General features: G+C 38.4%; 22 protein-coding genes. 10 read left to right on the top strand and 12 right to left on the bottom strand.

From position 1 onward, the window contains the following. Window positions 1-106 precede the first annotated feature (106 nt). Both BQ9859_RS12735 and BQ9859_RS12730 read left to right on the top strand, forming a co-directional pair. On the top strand, window positions 107-817 hold the full coding sequence (locus tag BQ9859_RS12735) for an IS110 family transposase (protein ID WP_235846414.1): 711 nt from the start codon (window positions 107-109) through the stop codon (window positions 815-817). A 1-nt stretch (window position 818) separates the two neighbouring features. Then, a complete protein-coding gene (locus BQ9859_RS12730) occupies window positions 819-1292 on the top strand; it encodes a transposase (protein ID WP_235846413.1) in 474 nt (157 codons plus the stop codon). A gap of 222 nt (window positions 1293-1514) precedes the next feature. Here the strand turns inward: BQ9859_RS12730 and tpiA are convergent, their stop codons facing one another. After that, window positions 1515-2261: a triose-phosphate isomerase gene (tpiA, locus tag BQ9859_RS07870; protein ID WP_075877654.1), complete on the bottom strand. Its 747-nt coding sequence runs from the start codon at window positions 2259-2261 to the stop codon at window positions 1515-1517. A gap of 23 nt (window positions 2262-2284) precedes the next feature. Next, window positions 2285-3463, bottom strand: coding sequence for a phosphoglycerate kinase (locus BQ9859_RS07865; protein ID WP_075877653.1), 1179 nt, complete (start codon window positions 3461-3463; stop codon window positions 2285-2287). Window positions 3464-3926: 463 nt separating this feature from the next. Between BQ9859_RS07865 and BQ9859_RS12205 the strand changes: the two genes are divergently transcribed. Next, entirely contained in the window at window positions 3927-4211 is a 285-nt protein-coding gene (locus tag BQ9859_RS12205; protein WP_083662771.1) for a GNAT family N-acetyltransferase, read from the top strand. A gap of 26 nt (window positions 4212-4237) precedes the next feature. Here BQ9859_RS12205 and rlmH read toward each other — a convergent pair whose 3' ends face one another. Together rlmH and glyA are read right to left on the bottom strand one after the other, a co-directional pair. After that, window positions 4238-4714, bottom strand: coding sequence for a 23S rRNA (pseudouridine(1915)-N(3))-methyltransferase RlmH (rlmH, locus tag BQ9859_RS07855; RefSeq protein ID WP_075877677.1), 477 nt, complete (start codon window positions 4712-4714; stop codon window positions 4238-4240). A 2-nt stretch (window positions 4715-4716) separates the two neighbouring features. Then, window positions 4717-5943: a serine hydroxymethyltransferase gene (glyA, locus tag BQ9859_RS07850; protein ID WP_075877652.1), complete on the bottom strand. Its 1227-nt coding sequence runs from the start codon at window positions 5941-5943 to the stop codon at window positions 4717-4719. 208 nt (window positions 5944-6151) lie between these two features. Here glyA and BQ9859_RS07845 point away from each other — a divergent pair, with 208 nt between their 5' ends. From BQ9859_RS07845 to BQ9859_RS07830, 4 genes are read left to right on the top strand one after another with little or no spacing between them, the layout of a single operon-like run. Continuing rightward, the gene (locus BQ9859_RS07845) at window positions 6152-7045 is read left to right on the top strand and encodes an ATP-binding cassette domain-containing protein (protein ID WP_075877651.1); all 894 of its coding nucleotides are present in this window, start codon (window positions 6152-6154) and stop codon (window positions 7043-7045) included. Beyond that, window positions 7023-8492 (top strand): hypothetical protein, encoded by a 1470-nt coding sequence (locus BQ9859_RS07840; protein ID WP_075877650.1) that lies wholly within the window; start codon window positions 7023-7025, stop codon window positions 8490-8492. Before BQ9859_RS07845 ends, BQ9859_RS07840 begins: the two co-directional genes overlap by 23 nt. A gap of 30 nt (window positions 8493-8522) precedes the next feature. Continuing rightward, a complete protein-coding gene (locus tag BQ9859_RS07835; RefSeq protein ID WP_075877649.1) occupies window positions 8523-9071 on the top strand; it encodes an RNA polymerase sigma factor in 549 nt (182 codons plus the stop codon). After that, the gene (locus tag BQ9859_RS07830) at window positions 9055-9723 is read left to right on the top strand and encodes a hypothetical protein (protein ID WP_075877648.1); all 669 of its coding nucleotides are present in this window, start codon (window positions 9055-9057) and stop codon (window positions 9721-9723) included. Before BQ9859_RS07835 ends, BQ9859_RS07830 begins: the two co-directional genes overlap by 17 nt. Window positions 9724-9796: 73 nt before the next feature. On the opposite strand, the gene BQ9859_RS07825 is transcribed toward BQ9859_RS07830, so the two are convergent. Next, window positions 9797-10627, bottom strand: coding sequence for a PRD domain-containing protein (locus BQ9859_RS07825; protein WP_075877647.1), 831 nt, complete (start codon window positions 10625-10627; stop codon window positions 9797-9799). A gap of 24 nt (window positions 10628-10651) precedes the next feature. Beyond that, window positions 10652-12784: a PTS sugar transporter subunit IIABC gene (locus BQ9859_RS07820; RefSeq protein ID WP_075877646.1), complete on the bottom strand. Its 2133-nt coding sequence runs from the start codon at window positions 12782-12784 to the stop codon at window positions 10652-10654. 244 nt (window positions 12785-13028) lie between these two features. Between BQ9859_RS07820 and BQ9859_RS07815 the strand changes: the two genes are divergently transcribed. Continuing rightward, on the top strand, window positions 13029-13493 hold the full coding sequence (locus tag BQ9859_RS07815; protein WP_075877645.1) for a hypothetical protein: 465 nt from the start codon (window positions 13029-13031) through the stop codon (window positions 13491-13493). A 32-nt stretch (window positions 13494-13525) separates the two neighbouring features. Here the strand turns inward: BQ9859_RS07815 and BQ9859_RS07810 are convergent, their stop codons facing one another. From BQ9859_RS07810 to glpK, 4 genes are all read right to left on the bottom strand, one after another. After that, a complete protein-coding gene (locus BQ9859_RS07810) occupies window positions 13526-13885 on the bottom strand; it encodes a hypothetical protein (RefSeq protein ID WP_083662768.1) in 360 nt (119 codons plus the stop codon). Between the two features lie 23 nt (window positions 13886-13908). After that, window positions 13909-14352, bottom strand: a complete 444-nt coding sequence (rpiB, locus tag BQ9859_RS07805) for a ribose 5-phosphate isomerase B (protein WP_075877643.1) — start codon at window positions 14350-14352, stop codon at window positions 13909-13911. 67 nt (window positions 14353-14419) lie between these two features. Then, window positions 14420-15277 (bottom strand): D-2-hydroxyacid dehydrogenase, encoded by an 858-nt coding sequence (locus BQ9859_RS07800; RefSeq protein WP_235846412.1) that lies wholly within the window; start codon window positions 15275-15277, stop codon window positions 14420-14422. A 40-nt stretch (window positions 15278-15317) separates the two neighbouring features. Then, window positions 15318-16799: a glycerol kinase GlpK gene (glpK, locus tag BQ9859_RS07795; protein WP_075877642.1), complete on the bottom strand. Its 1482-nt coding sequence runs from the start codon at window positions 16797-16799 to the stop codon at window positions 15318-15320. Window positions 16800-16997: 198 nt separating this feature from the next. Here glpK and BQ9859_RS07790 point away from each other — a divergent pair, with 198 nt between their 5' ends. Both BQ9859_RS07790 and BQ9859_RS07785 read left to right on the top strand, forming a co-directional pair. After that, a complete protein-coding gene (locus BQ9859_RS07790; RefSeq protein ID WP_075877641.1) occupies window positions 16998-17660 on the top strand; it encodes a phosphatase PAP2 family protein in 663 nt (220 codons plus the stop codon). 87 nt (window positions 17661-17747) lie between these two features. Next, window positions 17748-18398, top strand: a complete 651-nt coding sequence (locus BQ9859_RS07785; protein ID WP_075877640.1) for a YggS family pyridoxal phosphate-dependent enzyme — start codon at window positions 17748-17750, stop codon at window positions 18396-18398. A 30-nt stretch (window positions 18399-18428) separates the two neighbouring features. On the opposite strand, the gene BQ9859_RS07780 is transcribed toward BQ9859_RS07785, so the two are convergent. Continuing rightward, window positions 18429-19475: a glycosyltransferase gene (locus tag BQ9859_RS07780; RefSeq protein WP_083662764.1), complete on the bottom strand. Its 1047-nt coding sequence runs from the start codon at window positions 19473-19475 to the stop codon at window positions 18429-18431. Window positions 19476-19515: 40 nt separating this feature from the next. Next, the gene (locus BQ9859_RS12855) at window positions 19516-20634 is read right to left on the bottom strand and encodes a collagen-like domain-containing protein (protein WP_407940100.1); all 1119 of its coding nucleotides are present in this window, start codon (window positions 20632-20634) and stop codon (window positions 19516-19518) included. Window positions 20635-20650 lie beyond the last annotated feature (16 nt).

Raw genomic sequence — 20650 nt, 5'->3', positions numbered from 1 at the left:
GATCAGTTAGATGAGTCTTTGAATTCGTATCACGCACCAGGTTTTGTGGTTTAAGTGCTGTGGTTCATCACTTCACATAGTTTTTTCAGAAAGGACGTGTTTTTTTATGTTTCTTGTCGGAATCGATATCGGTAAACTCTCTCATGTCTTCTGTATCATGGATTCGACTACCGGTGAATTTCTTGTCGAACCTGTTTCGTTCAAAAACAATAAACAGGGATTCGATCTTTTAATAAACAAAATCAAATCATTTCCTGAAAAGAATGTTCTCATCGGAATGGAAGATACCGGTCATTACCATTTCAATCTTTTGAAATTCTTACTCGATGCCGGTCATACCGTTGCCCTGATCAATCCAGTAACTACCGATATGACCCGTAAAATGCAGCTTGGTGCCACCAAAGATGATAATCTGGATGCCCAGCTGATTTGTGATATTCTGGCTTCCAATCAAAGAAGAAAGGGTTACCGGATATCAAAAGTCAACAGCTTTGAACTCTATGAACAGAAACGATTGACCCGCGAACATCACGACCTCAAGGAACAGCTGAATGTCTACTCCAACAAGCTACAGAAATGTATCGATATCGTGTTTCCTGAATTCAATTCTTTGTTTAGATCCAAATACGGAATCGTTTATATGAATGTGCTGAAAACATTCGGCAGTGCCGATTCTATCGCTCATGCCAATATACGCAGTATCCGTAAATGTTTTGAGACGAATGGAAGAGGCCGTCAGATTGCACTGACACCGGAAAGGCTGAAAGAAGTGGCTAAAAATTCGATTGGTTTCCCCCTCCAAGGCGGAAGTCATTGAAATGAAACATCTGATTGCCATGATGGAACTGATCCATGAGCAAATCAGAGAACTGGACAAAAAAATAGAAGAATTCAGCCTGCAACTAAACTCTCCTATCCTCAGCATACCAGGGATTTCTCATTTCTCTGGTACTTCCATTTTAGCGGAATTAGGAGATTTGCACAACTATTCCACGGCTTCTCAAATCATAAAGTTTGCCGGTGTATCTCCCTACAAGCACAAATCGAGCCAGTATGAAGCACAACATACGGCCATCACCAAGAAAGGATCGCGCTATTTAAGGAAAACACTCTACCAGGTTATCCTTCCGGTTATAAAGCTCAATCCCGTGTTCCATGCCTACTATCGTCATAAACTGTCACAGGGCAAAGGACATCGATGTGCACAGGGGCACTGTGTAAGAAAGTTATTACGCATCATCTATCATTTGGTAACAACAAATCAACGGTTTGATTCGGAACTTTTAAGATAAATAGATCGAGCACATCAAGATCAAAAAATTGAACCTTTTTCAGGTTGTTTTTGTCATGCCTTTTTATTCACATTTTCAAAGATCTCTACAAAATTAGCTAACTGGTATCAACAGTTTTACATTTTCAAACTTTTTCATCTAAACTACTTGATTTTTATATAGTTATCTTTCTAAAAAAAAGAGGATGGAAGTATCCATCCAATCCTCTTTATGACCTGCTGACTATTTTGTTTTTTCAATAATTTCAATGAAGCTGTCTGCTTTTAAGCTTGCTCCACCGATTAAAGCACCGTCAATATCAGGTTGCGCCATGTATTCAACGATGTTACCTGGTTTTACAGATCCTCCATATTGAATACGTACTTTTTCAGCAGCTTCTTCGCCATACATTACTTTTACCTGATCACGGACGATACGGCAGCAGTTTTCAGCGATTTCTACTGAAGCACTCTTACCTGTACCAATAGCCCAGATTGGTTCATATGCAATGACCATTTCTGAAACACATTTTGGGCACAAATCAGCTAAAGAACCTGTTAACTGATCACGGATAACTTTTTCAGATTCACCAGCATCATATTGTGCTTCTGTTTCACCGATGCAAAGAATTGGTGTAATACCTGCTTCGATCAAACGTTTTGCTTTTTTGTTTACTGTTTCATCTGTATCACCAAACATCGTACGACGTTCAGAATGTCCAATAATGCAGTATGTAACACCAACTTCTTGTAACATTGGAACAGATACTTCTCCAGTAAATGCTCCGCTGTCTTCAAAGTGGCAGTTTTCAGCAGCGATTACTAAATTTTTAGCTGCAGCAACTGCTGTTGATAATGCAGTAAATGGAGCTCCGATACCGTAAGTAGCATTTTCGCTGGCAGCAGCACCATCAACTGCTTCGATGAATTCTTTTGTTTCCTTCATCGTTTTATTCATTTTCCAGTTTCCAACAATAATTGGTTTTCTCATGATCCTTATTCTCCCCTTTTCAATTATTTTTCGCTAATGATTGCGATACCTGGCAATTCTTTACCTTCCATGTATTCCAAAGAAGCTCCACCACCAGTTGAAATGTGAGAGAATTTCTCTTTAAATCCTAATTGGATTGCTGCAGCAGCAGAGTCTCCACCACCGATTACAGTTGTAGCACCAGGCAATTCAGAAATAGCTGTACATACAGCCAATGTACCTTTTGCGAATGGTTCCATTTCGAATACCCCCATAGGACCATTCCATACAACAGTCTTAGCACCTTCTAATGTCTTTTTAAACAGTTCTACTGTCTTAGGACCGATATCAAGACCCATCCATCCATCAGGGATATCGCCTTCGCAAACTTGTGTATTTGCATCAGCAGCGAATTTATCTGCAATTACATTATCGATAGGCAATACAAGTTTGTCACCAGCTTTTTCGATATATTCTTTAGCTAATTCGATCTTATCTTCTTCTAACAAAGAAGTACCTACTTTATATCCTTGTGCTTTCATGAATGTATAAGCCATTCCGCCACCAACGATAACTTTGTCTGCTTTCTTCAGCAAGTTATCGATTACAGCGATCTTATCAGATACTTTCGCACCACCGATGATAGCAACAAATGGACGTTCTGGTGTATCCACTGCCTTTCCTAACATCGTAACTTCTTTTTCTACCAAGAAACCTAAACCATTATCTTTAATGATACTTGGGATTCCCACTGTAGAAACATGTGCACGGTGAACAGAACCGAATGCATCTTCTACAAATACTTCACCTAAGCTAGCCCAGTATTTAGCAAGTTCAGGATCGTTTTTGCTTTCGCCTTTTTCATAACGTGTATTTTGTACCAAAACGATTTCGCCGTCTTTTAGATCAGCAACCATGTTTTCCAGTTCTTCTCCACGAGTAACTGGGCAGAAGCTTACTTTCGTATCCACCAGTTCAGCTAAACGTTCTGCTACACAGCGTAAATCATTTTTAGCCTTATCTTCTTCTGTCTTAACCTTTCCTAAGTGAGACATCAGAATGATTCTCGCTTTGTTTTCAATCAAATATTTGATTGTTGGTAACGCTTGAACGATACGGTTATCATTTGTAATCTTTCCGTCCTTTCTTGGAACGTTAAAATCACAGCGAACGATGACCTTTTTTCCAGCAACATCAAGGTCTTTCACAGTTCTCTTTGCCATTGTCAAATTCCTCCTTATTATGACTGAACATATTATAGCACTGAATATTTTCAAATTAAAGCCTTTTCCCATCGTATCTGTTCACTTTTTCACAAACACCTTTTCATGCAAAACAATCGATTCTTATCGTCTTATTTTTGCTTTTACCTCTTCCCATTTCCACATTTCAAATTGTTCTAAGCGGCAAATGAAAATTGATATGCAATGATTGCTTTCATACTATATAATTAAAATACATTTAAAGAAAAAGGGGTCTTTATATGAGAATCGATAGATTTTCAAAAAGCAGAAATGTTCGCTTTCTCAATGTACTTGATCTAAATGACATTGTTGCACTCTGCAGTCAAAACACACTTTATTATCAATATTGTCCTCCCTTCGTCAACCGTGACCTTATTTTGGAGGAAATGCGTACATTTCCTGAAAAAACAAGTAGAGATGATACTTTTTTGATAATGGTGAACTGATTGCCATTATAGATCTGATTGATCATTATCCTACTGATAAAAGTGTTTTTATTGGTTTTTTCATGATGGATGTCAAAAAACAGAGACATGGAACTGGAACTGAGATCATAACTGAGCTGTGCGAATATCTACGTGAAGAAAAATATAAATATGTACAACTTGCCTGGGTCAAGGGGAATCCTCAGGCAGAGCATTTTTGGTTAAAAAACAAATTTCAAGCGATCAAAGAAACGAAATCAAACACAAATGATATCGTATTGCTTGCACAACGAAATCTTTAAAAAAGCGGCAGTGTAATAACTGTCGCTTATTTATGATATGGACGATGATGATTGATCATAAATGCACGGTAAATCTGCTCCATCACCAAAACTCTTGTCATCTGATGCGTAAATGTAAGATCACTGAGTTTCCAACGCAAATTGCTGCGATCGACCACTTCTTTGCTTGGACCCAATGACCCGGCAATCACAAAAGCAAGCATGCTATTGCCCTGTGTTTGTAATTGATCGATCTTTCTGGCAAATCCTTCGCTGTCAAACATTTTCCCCCACAGGTCCAATAAGATAACATAATCATTTTCTTTGATTTGTGCCAGCAAACGTTTACCCTCTTTCTCTTTGACCAATTCATTTTCCGCATCGCTGTTTGTTTGCGGAGCATGTTCATCATTTACTTCAATGATTTCTAATTTTGTAAAGGGAGATAAACGTTTGCGATACTCATCAATCAAAGCAAGCATCGCTTTTTCTTTGATCTTTCCAACTGCGATGATACGAATCATGATCAATTATGACGAATCGGAAACTGTGACGTCAAAGCAATCACTTCTTCATGCAGCTCTTGCATTTCTTCGCTTCCCGATTCTAACTGTAATGCACGAACGATCCACTCACCCACTTGTTCAAATTCTTTTTCTTTAAAACCTCTGCTTGTCATCGCTGCGCTGCCTAAACGAATACCGCTCGTAATAAATGGTTTTTCCTGGTCAAATGGGATCGTATTCTTATTGCAAGTAATGCCTGCTTCATCCAATAAAGCCTCTGCTTTTTTTCCGGTCATATCAATGCTCGCTTTTACATCTACTAATAATAAGTGATTATCACTACCTCCACTTACAATACGAAAACCGTGTTTTTTCAATGTATCTGACAACACTTGGCAATTTTTTACGATCTGTTTGGCGTATGCAGCAAAATCTGGCTGCATTGCTTCATATAAACAAACTGCTTTTGCTGCGATGATATGCATCAAAGGACCTCCCTGCATACCCGGGAAGACAGTTTTGTCTAATTGAGCAGCATACTCTTTTTTACAGAATATCATGCCTCCGCGCGGTCCGCGCAGCGTCTTGTGTGTTGTTGTCGTCACGAAATCTGCATATGGTATTGGACTTGGATGCACACCAGCTGCAACCAAACCGGCGATATGTGCCATGTCGACCATCAACAATGCGCCTACTTCATCTGCAATCGTGCGAAAACGTGCAAAATCGATAATACGTGGATAAGCACTTGCTCCTACAACGATCAATCTCGGTTTTTCTTTCTTGGCTATTTCCAATACTTCGTCGTAATCGATCATCTCCGTTTGCGGATTCACTCCATAATCAACGAAGCGATATAACGTTCCGCTGAAATTCAACGGATGACCATGTGTCAAATGTCCGCCAGCGCTCAGATTCATTCCTAAGACCGTATCTCCAGGTTTTAACACTGTCATATAAACAGCCATATTGGCTTGAGATCCGCTGTGCGGCTGCACATTTGCATGTTCTGCATGGAATAATTCTTTGGCCCGCTGTCTTGCCAGTTCTTCTATTTCATCAACACAATAACAGCCGCCATAATAGCGTTTATTCGGATATCCTTCCGCATATTTATTTGTTAAGATACTGCCTGCTGCTTCCAATACATCGTCAGAAACATAATTTTCAGAAGCAATCAGCTCTACATTGTTTAACTGCCGTTTCGCTTCTTTTTCAATCATCTCTTTAATCTGTAAATCTTTCATTTCATCACATCCTTTGTTAGATTATAGCATGCTCTAGTTTACCTTTCTTTAAAATTGCTCGTTTTTTTATTCATTTCTCTTTCTTTTTTTCTTATGTTTACTTTTCTTACACAAATCTATCGTTTGTATCTACAATATGCTTACATTTCTCAAAACTTTCGTCTTTTTTTATCTTTATTACGTTTAAAGAGTGAAAGGAGGCAACACAATGATACTAACCTGTGAACACGTATCCAGAACTTTTCATCAAAAAAAGGCGGTTGATCAAGTCAGTTTTTCGATCCAGCCAGGAGTTCATGCACTTTTAGGCGCGAATGGTTCTGGAAAAACCACTTTGATCCGTATGCTTGCCGGCTTATTACCGCCAAGTAAAGGCCAAATTTATTTTGATCAGATTGCCATTAGCAAACAATATGATACCTATTGTGCATCTTTAGGCTATATGCCGCAACATTTTGGCTTTTATCCAAACTATACGGTCGAACAATTTTTGTCTTACATGGGATTATTGAAACGTATGCCAAAAACATTGCTTCAAAAACGAATCGATGAGTTATGCCTGCAGCTTCACCTTTCGAAAGAGCGAAAATACAAAATGAAACATCTTTCTGGAGGAATGCTTCGCCGTGTCGGTATAGCACAAGCTCTTTTGACAAAACCTGCACTCTTGCTGCTGGATGAGCCGACCGCCGGATTAGATCCGAAAGAGCGTATTGCTTTCCGCAACTTGATTGCCTCTTTAGCAAATGAATGTACGGTCTTATTATCTACACACATCGTCAGTGATATTGAATCAATTGCAGACGATATCCTGGTCATGAAAGACGGCAGTATTTTTGCTCATGATACTTGTGAAGCCTTGCTGGAAACCATACAAGGAAAAGTATGGGAAGTCATTCTTTCCGATCAGGAAACTGGCAAGCAGCTGCAAAACCAGGTCATTGTCAAAACGCATCAACAGGGAAATCAGATTTATTTACGCATATTGGCCGATCATCAGCCATATCCTCATGCGCGGCCTGTCCAGCCAGATCTAGATGACTATTATCTGTATCATTTTAGCGAAGAAGGTGATTGTTATGTGGAAACTGATCATCAGTGAGCTCCAAAAAATACTGAAGAGCAAATTTCATCTCTCTCTTTTGATCTTTATCATCGCAATGATGGTCGTACAGATCGTACGTGAAGATTATCGAGCAATCAATGCCTATGACCCTGACTTGCAGTTTTCTACTTTTGAGGGCGAACCGTTAAAAGCCAATCGAGACTTATATGCTTATGCAGATCAAATTTATTCACAGTATGAAGGTACCGTGAATGAAGAATTATGGCAGCGTTTTATGGATGACTATAATCGTCTGTACACTGCGTTTACGAAAGATGAAAATATTGACGATGCAAAAATGGAAAACTTCTATGGAAAGGATTGGAAAGCGTTATTTGAACGCAATGAGCAGCATCAATTGACAGCAGAAAATCTTCAGCTGTTGCAACGCCTAAGCAGTCATAATACGAACTATGTATCGCTGGCTTATGAAGAATTCTCTGATCAGGAGTCTGATCACTATTTATTAAAAACCTTTTATAAAGATGAAAGCCGTCTAAATACATTAAACCTGATCTATCGCGGCAATACCGATATCTTGTATGATGATCCTCTTCTAAACGAAGAAACACCACAACAATATCCAAACAATTATCCTCTCTATAGTCTTTTGTATCCGCAAACAACGCTCTTCAACCGATTAAGTCTAAACTATACTGAAAATGGTACCTTATCAAATGAGCAGACTAATTTGCGTACTTATGCTGAAGAACAACTCTCAAAGCCGCAGTCGTATGGCAGCATGATTCCGGCACAGCTTTTTATTCGTCACATGCAGTCGAATACGTTGTACACAATCGTCATTTTAGCCATTTTATTTTCCAATACCTTTGCCATTGAGAAAAGTACAAAGATGGATCAGCTGATCGTAGCAACGAAAACCGGTTATACAAGAATCACAATTGCTAAAATATCAGCCAATTTACTGATTGCATTCACCCTTTATCTCATCATGAATCTCATTGCATTCTTCTTCACAGTCAGCACCGTTTCTTTGCATGGATTCGATTTGCCTGTGATTGGACAGTTAAATTTCATTTTACAGTTATTGGATACTCCCTACTTATCTTATCGGCAATTGATCTTTTCCTTATTCTCTCTGCAATGTTTGGCAATCGTAGCAATTTCATTTAGTACTAGCCTTATCTCCTGTTTGACAAAGAACAGGTTTATCACAATTTTGATACTACTGTGCATCTTGTTCTTTCCGCTTTTATTTTTTCCATATCTCCCTGAATGGGTTTCCAGCCTTGCTATTTTAAATTATGTCAATCTAGGTAATCTGTATTTGTTTTTTATTCCCAATCCACAGCTTCATGATCCTATTCTAAGCAATGGTATCTGGGTTAAAGATTTTGTGTGGATCATCTGGCTTTTATTTATTATCTTCGCTACTATTATCATGTTTCTTCATGCTAAACGTCATATCATTACAACAAAATAACAGTTCTATATCAAAAAAGGAGGGGGATTTTTGAACGAGAAAACTTTGATTAAAGCACTTCGAAAAGGAAATGAAGCTGCCGTTCAACAACTGGTCCAACATTATTACCCTCCGTTGTACCGCTATGTCACTACCAAGGTAGTAAATCAAGCAGATGCACAAGACATTTTGCAAGAAACCTTTCTTCGTTTTATGAAACAGATTCCCACCTATCGTGTACAAGGAAAATTATTAGGCTATCTCTATGTGATTGCTTCTAGCTGCTGTATCGATCATTTGCGCAAAGAGCAGCGCCATCGGCATTTACCGATCGAAGAAGAACTCTTACCTAACGGATGCTCATTCCAGGAAGCCATGATGCAGTCATTTGAATATGAACATCTGCATCAATTAATCGTCTTATTGCCAAATGAAGAACAAGATATCATCTATTTTTATTATTTGAAGCAAATGAATTTTCGTGAAATCAGCGAATTGCTGGGTATCCCCCAATCGACATTAAAATCCAGACATGCCCGTGCACTGATTCATTTACGCAATTTATGGAAGGAGGACAATAGTAATGAAACAATGGAATGACCCAGATCCGCAAGCCATTCAAAAAACCGCCTTTCTTTCCTTTGAACAATTACAATTATCTTTACAAATGGTTGATAGCCGCTCACACATCATTTGGCGACTCATTCACATGGAGCTGCGTTACTTCCTGCTGTTCAGTGTTGTTTCTTTTATGCTCTTGTTATGGCTGCTTGTATTTCTGCAGCAAAATCATATGCTGATCATTGCCTTCTATTTCTTTTTTCTTGGCGGTTATGGTATCTATACTACTTATCGCCAGTCAATCTATGGTATGGACGAGCTGATCAGTATTTGTTATATCAATCAAGGACGCTTATTTCTCTACAAATGTGCTGCAATCGCATTTGTACACTTGTTCTTATTTTTGCTTTTGTTCCTTTTCGAAACTCTAGCGCAAAATAATATATGGTCTCTCTTTTTCTCTACTCTGTTTCCATTTCTTTTGATTCAAAATATAACCTTATTCGCAGATCGCTGGATTTCACAAAAAATATTTGTATTATTGACTTATCTTGTATTTTATCTCTTTTATTTATTCTTTTTGATCATTGCCCCATCCTTCTTTGAACAGCTTTCGATTCATCCCATTTTCTTGATCACTATTCTATCCATCTTACTGTTGTTTTATGACATTAGACAAAAATATCATTAAGTATGTTTTTCCCTCATCACTAGATAACAATAATTAATTTCACAAAGATAAAAGCTGCATCCATCGATGCAGCTTAATTTGTATCATTTCTGCATACACGTTCGATATGCAGTGCTAAATAACCAGTTTCCACTTTCGGGATTTCCTTATGAATGGTCCGTTCGATACGCTCAATGATATGTTGCGCTACATTATACGAATACGGAAAATTCGTTTTTGTATACTCCTCCATATCTAATGCGAGTATTTCACCATCTCTTAATCGTGCCAATAAATATTTCATATGGGTCAACAAGCGGCTGTAAGATAAAGTATGCACATCAATTTCTACACCGCATTCTTTTTCAACTTGCTGAATGCTTTCATTGATGATCACCGCCACCAGCATTCCTTCATCGACCTGTTCCCCCATTGCGCTATGGATATGAAGGGTAATATAACCAACTTCATCTTCATTGATTTCGTACCCGCAACGTTCATAGATCAATTGTTTTCCCATTTTAGCTACTTCATACTCTTCTGGATAAAGCATGCAAATATCATTTACAAATGGGTTTGTAATATTCAATCCACTTTTGATACGTGCGATGGCAAAAGCAATATGATCAGCCAGCGGCAATAAAATATTTCGATCAATATTTTTAAAACGCGTTTCAGCCATGGCAATAATTTCACTGCTGAGTTCCAGAAACTCCGGTTCTAAATGATTCAAAACATCTTTTGCAGGACCTTTTGTAGTTTCTTTCTGCAATTCATATACTTTTCCTGTATAAGGCGGTTCAATTTGCTCATTGATCTTACGTCCAAAACCAATTCCTTTATCTAAAAGCAGGAGAACACGGTTTTCCTTTACTTCGTGAATCAACACAGCATTATGGTTTAAAATGCGAATAATTTTTGCCATGTTCTCCTCCCTTTCCCTTATTTTTTATCTAACACGAATAATTTCATCACCGGCATTGACATTTCCCAGCTTCAAAAGTTCTAGGTGATGGTCACCTAAATTCGTAAATACCAGCGGAACTGCATCTGACGGTGCATTCTCTCGAATATATTGTAAATCAATTTCCATCAATTTTGCACCTTTTTCTACTTTTTGTCCATTTTCTACTAATACATTGAATCCTTTACCGCCTAATTTTACTGTATCGATACCTGCATGAATCAAAATATCGATTCCTTCTGAAGATGTCAATCCAATAGCATGTTTTGTATCAAACACAAACTGAATCGTTGCATCACATGGACTGTACACATTTCCATCGCTAGGGAAAATAACGATACCGTCTCCCATCATTTTTTGTGCAAACGTAGGATCTGGTGTTTCATTGATCAGTTTTGCTTCTCCTTTCATTGGAGCAACAAAGATTTCTTTAATTTCTTTCTTTTCTTCTTTTGCTGGTTCTTCAACTACCGCCTGCACCGGTGTCTCTTCTACTTCTACTGGATTTTGAAGATATTCTTCCAGATCTGATTTAATAACAGATACACGCGGACCATAGATAACTTGCACACCTTTTCCTTTTTTAATGACGCCAGCAGCACCGCTTTGTTTCAAAACAGCCTCATCTACTTGATCTGCATTTTTTACTGTAACGCGCAGACGTGTTGCACAGCAATCCACATCCGAAATATTGTCTGCACCGCCTAAACCTTTTGTGATCATGGCAGATAATGCACTTGGCTGCCCGGCAGCGCCATCTTTCTCCGCTTCTTTACGTGCATTGACATCCGCTTTTGTATACAGTTTTGTTTCCTCGTCATCATCTTCACGTCCAGGTGTTTTCAAATTAAATTTTTTGATCAGGAATTTGAAGATAAAGAAGTACAGGAAGAAATAAACGATACCTACTGGAATGATCAACAACCAGCTTGTCTTATCATTTCCTTGCAGGATTCCAAACAACAACAGATCTAAGAAACCACCTGAGAATGTCAAACCAACTGCGATATTCAGCATATGCGCGATCATGTATGCTGCTCCTGCCAGTACGACCTGAACCGCAAACAACATTGGTGCGACGAACAAGAATGAGAATTCAATCGGTTCAGTAATACCCGTGAACATGCTTGTCAACGCAGCAGACAATAATAATCCTCCAGCAACTTTTTTCTTTTCTGGCTTTGCACATTGATACATGGCAAGAGCAGCTCCTGGAAGACCAAAGATCATAAAGATGAATTCTCCAGAGAAATAACGAGTGGCATCTGCACTAAAGTGAGTTACTGTTGGATCAGCTAATTGTGCAAAGAAGATATTTTGACCGCCTTGGATCAAATGTCCGCCTACTTCCATCGTTCCTCCAACAGCTGTCTGCCAGAATGGCAAATAGAAGACATGATGCAAGCCAAATGGAATCAATGCACGTTTGATGATACCAAAGATCAGTGTTCCAACATAACCGGTACCTGTTACCAGCGAACCAAGCGCATAGATACCATTCTGTACGACCGGCCATACAAAGAACATCAAAATACCCACAAATACAAAGGTGATTGTTGAAATGATCGGTACAAAACGGCTTCCGCCAAAGAAAGATAATGCATTTGGCAATTCGATCTTATAAAATTTATTATGCAGTGCTGCTACACCAAGACCAACGATGATACCACCAAACACACCCATCTGCAATGTTTGAATGCCGCACATAGAAGCAATCGTTCCTCCTAATACATCTGGAGAAATACTGCCGTCTGCCAAGATCTGTCCGTCAATGGTCAACATTGCATTAATAGATACATGCATAACAAAGAAAGCAATTACTGCTGAGAGGGCCGCAACCTCTTTTTCTTTCTTTGCCATACCAATTGCAACACCAGCTGCAAAAATCAAAGGCAGGTTATCAAAAATAGCGCTACCAGCTTTGCTCATTACAGTCAGCAAACCATGCAATACAGTCCCATTGCCTAAAATACTTTGCAAACCATAAGAAGCGATCATTGTTTCATTTGTGAAAGAACTTCCGATACCTAATAACAAACCTGCAACCGGAAGCACTGCGATTGGAAGCATGAAGCTTCTGCCGATGCGTTGAAGAACGCCAAATACTTTGTCTTTCATTTTCCTTTTCCTTTCTTCTCAAGACTCTTTAACGTTTGGCTGCGGCAAAAAGAAAAGGCACAAACATTAAAGAATCTCTATCGAGATCAAATCTTTAATAGTTCATGCCTGCATTACCAGTAACACTCTATTTCCATTTATATTCTAGCGAAGTAAGCGGTTTCTGTCAATCGTTTTTTCTATGATTTTTATTCTTTGTTTGCTTTATGCTATAATAATTTCACAAGTGAAATGGAGAAAAAGAATGGAATTATTGCAATTACAATATAAAATACAATTACTGCTTACGATCGTTTCTGTTATTTTGATCGTATGCATTTTATTTATCTGCTTGATTCACTGTTACTTGGAAATACGAAAAATAAGCAAAAATTGGGAAGAAATGATCACATTTACCTGTACGATCTGTAATGCATCCTTCACACTTCCTTTCCATCACCTGATCCAGCATCCTTTTCTTTTTAAAAAGAAAAAAACTTTAACAATTGGCGGTTTGCGGAAAGTGACTTCTCTTCAATATCGTTTACTATGTCCTCATTGTCATAAAAAAACATGGTGTATCTATCCCTTATCAACAGCTCCCTCCATCCTTTCTCTTTTACCAAAAGGGTTTTGGAAAAAACATATCATACGTTTTCTTCTGTTAGAAGGATTTGTCTGCCTGTTTTTTTCTATCTTGATACAGTGGGTACCTGCTTTCATCTTATAAAAAATCATTCCACACATTAATGGAATGATTTTTTATTTATTATTAAATAACTTACTTCCTTCTCCTAATAAATACTTTCGGCATAAAAACATTAACAAGACAGCGATAACACCGATCAAATTATCAAAAGCACTATCATGACTCATAATAATTTGACGAGCTACTGCAAACATAACAACTTCCACTAAAGAACCTGGTGTTTGCAAGATCAACATTTTTACAAATTCAATGCCTACGATCAAAGAAAGAGAAAAACTTAGATATGTTTCTAATTGAAAATCTTGAATTGAAAATACATTTGCTTCCTGAATGATAAATGAGATCATGGAAATCCCCATTGCTATAATTAATGCCACTGCGACAACATATTCTAAGCCTTTTAAGACTTTCATGAAACACTTCTGAGTCTTTTTCATTATAACTTTTCAATGTCCATCAACTTTTTGATTCGCTTGATGTGACGTTCTCCATTACTAAATGGTGTTTGCAGCCATACATTGACGATTTCTTTTGCCATTTCACTTCCAATGATCCGCTGCCCAAATGCCAGCATATTTGAATCGTTGTGTTCTCTTGTCAAACGAGCGCTCAATGGATCACTGCACAGTGCACAGCGAATTCCTTTTACTTTATTTGCAGTCATGGAAACACCGATACCTGTACCACACATGACGATTCCTCTCTCATATTCTCCACTGGCAACCGCTTGTGCACAAGGCAATGCTGTATCTGGATAATCCATGGAAGCTGTAGAATCTGTTCCAAAATCTTTTACCTCATGTCCTTGTTCTAACAACATTTTCTTGATCATTTCCTTGTACTCATAGGCACCATGATCACACGCTATTGCAATCCTCATAATTTTCTCCCTCCTGATTCCTTGATTCAGATATATATTTCAAGCGTACTTCATCTTTATTCTAATGTCAATGTCGTCTCTCATTAAGTAATGGTTTTCCTTCATGATATCGTTTTAAATTGTTTAAAACAATTTCTTCAAATTGAGAAAAACTGTCAGCATTCGCAAACGTGCCGGCTACATGCGGGGTGATCAATACATTATCATAATCCCATAAAGGATGTTCTTTCGGCAATGGTTCTATTTCCGTAACATCTAAAATTGCCCCGCCTATACAATGCGCATCTAAAGCACTTTGAATATCATTTAATGAAACCAGCGAACCCCTTCCGACATTCACAAATACCGCATTTTCTTTCATCAAAGTAAACAAACGGTGCTGGAAACAGCCCTTTGTCTCATCATTTGCAGGCAAACATAAAATAACAGTATCTGCACAAGGCAATACTTCATCCAGCTGTTGCAAAGTCACAATGCGTTCTACGCCATGCACTTTTCTCTCCGGATGTTTCCTGACGCCGATTACCTGTGCTCCTAAATGATGCAGTCGCTGTGCAAGAGCACTGCCAATATTGCCTAATCCGACTACAACAACGGTTGATCCGCTGATCATTCGCACTTGATCCATGCGTTTCCATGTATGTTGTTTTTGTTGCAAAACATATTGATCCAGTTTCTGATACATCATGATCATCATACCGATCACATACTCACTGATCACATCATCAAAACAGCCAGATGCATTGCATAAACGAATCTTATTTTCATTTAATTTTTCTACATCATATTGATCATATCCTGCACTATCTAATTGAATCAATTCCAAATGTGGATAGTTTGGAATGGATAGTGGATCTGGATTGCCAATAATCACCTGTGCACTTGTATCCTCACAAATCTCATATTGGCTTTTTATCTCTTCCATTGTCTGTGGACTCAATTCTCGAATACAACGAATTTTCATATCATGCAAAGGCAATTGCCGCTTGTATTGCCATTTTCCATCCTTTCAATAAACTTTCTCTTGCGGCTTCATCAATCATTGGCTCAAAACTTTCTGCTATTTGAAATTGAGCTTGTATCTGTTCTTGATCCTTCCAATATCCTACAGCCAACCCGCTCAAATATGCAGCTCCTAATGCCGTCGTTTCAGATATCAATGAACGTACCACTCGTTCATTGATAAGATCGCTTTGAAATTGCATCAAGAACGTATTCCTGCTTGCACCGCCATCTACTTGTAAACGTTGAATATGGATACCAGCATCTTCTTGCATTGCATTGATCACATCATAGCTTTGAAAAGCCAGAGACTCCAGCGTTGCCCGAATAATATGTTCTTGACTCGTTCCTCTAGTTAAACCAAATATGGCCCCCTTGACGCTTGGCTTCCAATAAGGAGCGCCTAATCCAGTAAAAGCAGGTACAACAATCACTCCATCGCTGCTTTCTACTGATCTTGCTCTTTCCTCACTTTCTTTACTTGTATTGATAAGATGCAGCCCATCTCTCAGCCATTGAATAGCAGCCCCTGCAACAAATACGCTTCCTTCCAGGACGTAATCTGTCTTTCCATTGATGCGCCATCCTGCACAAGTAACCAATCCGTTTTTGGATCGTATGATATCCTCTTTTGTGTTCATCAATAAAAAGCAGCCTGTACCATATGTATTTTTTACATCGCCTTTATGAAAACAAGTTTGCCCAAATAATGCTGCTTGTTGATCTCCTACTATTGATGTAATTGATCTAGGATGTGAAAAAACACTTTCACACATAGCAAGTTCACCGCTTGTATCAACGATTTCTGGCAGCATACAGCGCGGTATATTCCATAATTTTAACAATTCTTCATCATAATCTAATGTCTCTAGATTCATTAACATCGTTCTAGAAGCATTGGAAACATCCGTGATATGACATTTCCCATTACTCATTTTCCATACTAACCAGCTGTCGATAGTCCCGAAACAAAGTTCATTATTTTCAGCCCGATGCTGTGCATGATGTTTATCCAATAAGAATCGAATCTTGCTAGCGGAAAAATACGGATCTAAGAGCAGTCCGGTTTTTTCTTTGATCCACTCCTCTTTCCCTTCTTTTTTTAACTGTTGACAATAAGAGTCACTTTGGCGAGACTGCCATACAATAGCAAAATCAATCGGCTGTCCACTTTCTTTTTCCCAAATGACTGTTGTCTCCCTTTGATTTGTGATTCCGATACCAGCGATTTGTTCACTATGGATACCGGATCGGGCAAGCACTTCATTCATCACGCCAACCACGCTTGCCCAAATATCATTTGCATTTTGTTCCACCCATCCCGGATGCGGGTAATATGTTTCTAGTTCTTTTTGTGCCACTGCAACAATATTACTCATTTCATCAAAGAGAATTGCTCGTGAACTTGTCGTTCCTTGGTCGATTGCCATGATATATTGTTTCATATGGACACCTTCCTCTCTTGGCTTGTATTTTTATTTTATCACTTTTTATTCTTTGCATGACATCGCATTTCAATTTGCATCTCAATTTTTATATCATTCGATTGCTTGTGAATACAATATTGCTAGATTTAATGAATTTTCTTTTCTTTTTTTACCTTCATGTTAAAATATTACAGATATAGATAAGGAGTGTTTGCTATGAAACAAATATTTGAATGGATCAGATTACATCCCTATTGTTTTTGGCTATTCTATTATATTCCATATTTGATTTGTTTTATGTTACTAGAACATTTTGCGTCTCCAATCATTATTCTACATTCTTCTATTGATGACATGATCCCTTTTAATGAATTTTTTATTCTTCCTTACTTGTTGTGGTTTCCATACATGTTTGGTTCTCTTTTATATTTTATGTTCAAAAATAAAACATATTTTCAAGACCTTTGCTTTTTCATGTTTACCGGTATGAGTATTTCTTTACTCATTTATCTAGTCATTCCAAATGGAATAAATTTACGTGTTGATTTTCCAGTTGATAATATCTTCGCATGGCTTGTACACTTTATTCAAGGTGTAGATGATTCAGCAAATGTTTGCCCTTCCATACATGTAGCGAGCACATTTTCTATCATGCTGGTCGTATTGCGTTGTCCAAAATGGAAACACCGAATTCTTGTTAATATCGGATCTGTATTCATCGGACTTTCCATCATTTTATCAACGATGTTTTTAAAACAACATTCCATCATTGATGTCATTGCAGGTATCCTGCTAAGTCTCATTCTGTATTTTGTGACCTACCATTTAAACTGGAGACGAATCTTTTATTCTACTAAACTTCATTTTCTAGTTGATTAATTTATTATAGCTTATTCTATTATCCCTTCTTTGTTTGCCCATTGCGCTATTTTTGGTGTATCATAGATACGGAAAGAAGGATGCCCTATGAATGTTGAACGATTAAAGCAAATCCAATCGGAATTACCTGCTGATGTTACATTAGTCGCGGTAAGCAAAACAAGGACAAAAGAAGAAGTTGATGAAGCTTATCAAGCCGGCTGTACCATTTTCGGAGAAAACAAAGTACAGGAGATCATTGCAAAATATGATAAAAATTATCACTGGCATATGATTGGTCATCTGCAACGTAATAAAGTAAAACAAGTACTTCCTCTTGTAGATATGATCCAAAGTTTAGATTCACTATCCTTAGCGAAAGAAATAGAAAAACAAGCGGCTAAAATAGAAAAGAACATCGCTGTTTTAGTAGAGGTAAATATTTCACAAGAAGAAAATAAGACTGGCTTGCCGAAAGAAGATGTACTGGATTTTATCGCACAATGCAAAGAATCCTTTCCTCATATCGATATACAAGGTTTGATGTGTGTCGGTCCTAATACAAGCGATACTGTTTATATTGCAGAGTGTTTTGAACAAGTTCATCAGCTATTTTTAGAAGCAAAAAAGCAATATGGAGATTCGATTCGCTGGTTATCGATGGGGATGAGCGCTGATTGGAAAATTGCTGTAAAACATGGTTCGAACATGGTACGTATCGGTTCTGATATTTTTGGACCTCGTAACTATCAAATTTAAAAATTGCTGTATATTTCTACAGCAATTTTTTTATGAAAAATATACGCGATTATTTTGAATCAGTTTGTGTGTCGGATGGATATTTTCTGCAAAATGAAACCAATGTTTTGCGATTTCTTTTTCATCAAGATAATAATAACAAATTGCCAGCTGCAATGCCGGCAGAAAGTCATGATCATCTTGTTTTTCAAAACCACCGCGATGCGTTGAACGAATAGACTGTTCATACCAATAAGCTGCCTGTTCATATTCTTTTTCATCTAGAAACCAAAAACCGATTGCATTGCATATTTGACTCGTTGGAACTTCATATTGAAAACTTTTTATATATGCGAAAAAGGCTTTTTGACGTTGTTTTAGGATCATATAACAGTTTCCTAATTCATAACAGGCTTGCAATAGATCCTCTACCCATCCATTTTCTTTCAAAAATGTTTCATATTTTTGAATCGCTTCTTCAATTAGACCATGATATTGTAATTCACGCGCATAATAATATATTTCTCGAGGTGAAAACACCATATTCTCTTTTTCCATTTTTTTAAAAATAGAAAGATTTCGATTTGGATCATTTACGGTCATCTTTTGATGCTGAATCGTAATATCTTGATAGATGATCTTCCCTTCAATTGAGAGTGTTTCATGTATTCGTCCGTTCCATTGAAAATTCTTTTCTCTTTTTACAATCCGTTCTCTGTCAAAAATGATTGGAGATTCATCTTTCATATGATTCATTTCATAATGCATCATGATCACATCGATACTAGAGTCTAATCGATATTTTAACTCTTTCAATTTTTGTTGATTTTCTTGATCAATTATATCATCCGCATCTAACCAGAGAATATAATCCATCGTTGCTTTTGAAAATGAGAAATTTCTAGCAGCTGCAAAATCATCTATCCATTCGAAATAAAATACTTGTGCTCCCATTTCCCGGGCAATTTCTTTTGTATGATCTGCAGATCCTGTATCAACAACGATGATTTCATCCACAAAAGATTTTGCACAAGAAAGACAGCGCCGAATCACTTTTTCTTCATTTTTAACGATCATGCATAGGCTAATGGTAACCATCTTTTTCACCTCTATGTAAGACTGCCTTTCGGCAGTCTTTTTAAGACGCTTTTTTTACAAATAAGATCGTATCGATAAAATGCGTATTTTCCAAAGTATTTTTTAAGAATAGAGTTGACGGCTGTTCTGCATAAAAAATAGCATAACCGCTCATCAGTTCTTCATCCTTTTCAGAGGAAATCTTCGCATGATCTTGAGAATGGGGCAGCGTTTCCCCATCATAAACCACCACAGTTTCTGCAATCACAGGATACGCATCTGATTCTACTTGTACCTTTGTTTGATAATATACCTCATACAATCCTGGTTTTGTAATTTCAACGAATGGTGATCCTGCGATATGGGTAATTGAATCACCGCTATTTGCAACATTCTGAAATAGACTAAGCAGACCATTTCCAGATACTCGAGTGTCATTATTGTTAACCGCCGCAAGATTTTCAGTTGCCGTTCCTGTGGCTCCGGTGGTTCCAGTCACTCCTCTTGGGCCGGTTGGCCCTGCAGGTCCAGTACCCCCACGAGGTCCGGTCGGACCTGTTGCTCCTGTAGCTCCAGTTGGACCTGTCACACCTGTATTTCCCTGCGGGCCAGTTGCTCCGGTTGGACCTGTCGCTCCCGTTGGGCCTTGTATTCCCTGCGGCCCTGTTGCACCGGTTGATCCTGTCACACCTGTATCTCCCTGCGGGCCTGTGGCTCCAGTTGGACCCGTCGCTCCTGTTGGACCTTGCATTCCCTGCGGCCCTGTTGCACCGGTTGCTCCTGTCACACCTGTATCTCCTTGCGGGCCGGTTGCGCCAGTTGGTCCCATCGCTCCTGTTGGGCCTTGCATTCCCTGCGGCCCTGTTGCACCGGTTGCTCCTGTCACACCTGCTTCTCCTTGCGGGCCTGTGGCTCCAGTTGGCCCCATCGCTCCCGTTGGGCCTTGCATTCCCTGTGGCCCTGTTGCACCAGTTGCTCCTGTTATTCCAGTATTTCCTTGAGGACCTTGCGGTCCATAGGGTCCTTGTATGCCTTGTGGTCCTCTTTCACCACGTTTTCCTTCAGGTCCTCTTGGACCTGTTGGCCCAATGCAACAATCACAAGGAACATAATCGCAATTACATTCACAATCCCAGTATTCATTCGGGTCACAGCCAAATTTCCGTTTATTGAAATTCACTTTGCTTCCTCCTTTC

This window comes from Merdibacter massiliensis (assembly GCF_900155395.1).
GTDB classification, from domain to species: domain Bacteria; phylum Bacillota_I; class Bacilli_A; order Erysipelotrichales; family Erysipelotrichaceae; genus Merdibacter; species Merdibacter massiliensis.
The sequence above is the reverse complement of the archived record's forward strand: the minus strand, read 5'-3'. Positions and strand labels throughout refer to the sequence as shown.

Coding starts and splice junctions, on each gene's coding strand:
- BQ9859_RS07800 (WP_235846412.1), bottom strand. CDS start 15,277: ATGGAAGAGATAAAAAGCCAATATGAGATTTGTGAGGATACAAGTGCA.
- tpiA (WP_075877654.1), bottom strand. CDS start 2,261: ATGAGAAAACCAATTATTGTTGGAAACTGGAAAATGAATAAAACGATG.
- BQ9859_RS07840 (WP_075877650.1), top strand. CDS start 7,023: ATGTGGAAACTGATCATCAGTGAGCTCCAAAAAATACTGAAGAGCAAA.
- rlmH (WP_075877677.1), bottom strand. CDS start 4,714: ATGATTCGTATCATCGCAGTTGGAAAGATCAAAGAAAAAGCGATGCTT.
- glyA (WP_075877652.1), bottom strand. CDS start 5,943: ATGAAAGATTTACAGATTAAAGAGATGATTGAAAAAGAAGCGAAACGG.
- BQ9859_RS12730 (WP_235846413.1), top strand. CDS start 819: ATGAAACATCTGATTGCCATGATGGAACTGATCCATGAGCAAATCAGA.
- BQ9859_RS07820 (WP_075877646.1), bottom strand. CDS start 12,784: ATGAAAGACAAAGTATTTGGCGTTCTTCAACGCATCGGCAGAAGCTTC.
- BQ9859_RS07790 (WP_075877641.1), top strand. CDS start 16,998: ATGAAACAAATATTTGAATGGATCAGATTACATCCCTATTGTTTTTGG.
- glpK (WP_075877642.1), bottom strand. CDS start 16,799: ATGAAACAATATATCATGGCAATCGACCAAGGAACGACAAGTTCACGA.
- BQ9859_RS07830 (WP_075877648.1), top strand. CDS start 9,055: ATGAAACAATGGAATGACCCAGATCCGCAAGCCATTCAAAAAACCGCC.
- BQ9859_RS07815 (WP_075877645.1), top strand. CDS start 13,029: ATGGAATTATTGCAATTACAATATAAAATACAATTACTGCTTACGATC.
- BQ9859_RS07825 (WP_075877647.1), bottom strand. CDS start 10,627: ATGGCAAAAATTATTCGCATTTTAAACCATAATGCTGTGTTGATTCAC.
- BQ9859_RS07780 (WP_083662764.1), bottom strand. CDS start 19,475: ATGGTTACCATTAGCCTATGCATGATCGTTAAAAATGAAGAAAAAGTG.
- BQ9859_RS12735 (WP_235846414.1), top strand. CDS start 107: ATGTTTCTTGTCGGAATCGATATCGGTAAACTCTCTCATGTCTTCTGT.
- BQ9859_RS07865 (WP_075877653.1), bottom strand. CDS start 3,463: ATGGCAAAGAGAACTGTGAAAGACCTTGATGTTGCTGGAAAAAAGGTC.
- BQ9859_RS07845 (WP_075877651.1), top strand. CDS start 6,152: ATGATACTAACCTGTGAACACGTATCCAGAACTTTTCATCAAAAAAAG.
- BQ9859_RS07810 (WP_083662768.1), bottom strand. CDS start 13,885: ATGAAAGTCTTAAAAGGCTTAGAATATGTTGTCGCAGTGGCATTAATT.
- rpiB (WP_075877643.1), bottom strand. CDS start 14,352: ATGAGGATTGCAATAGCGTGTGATCATGGTGCCTATGAGTACAAGGAA.
- BQ9859_RS07785 (WP_075877640.1), top strand. CDS start 17,748: ATGAATGTTGAACGATTAAAGCAAATCCAATCGGAATTACCTGCTGAT.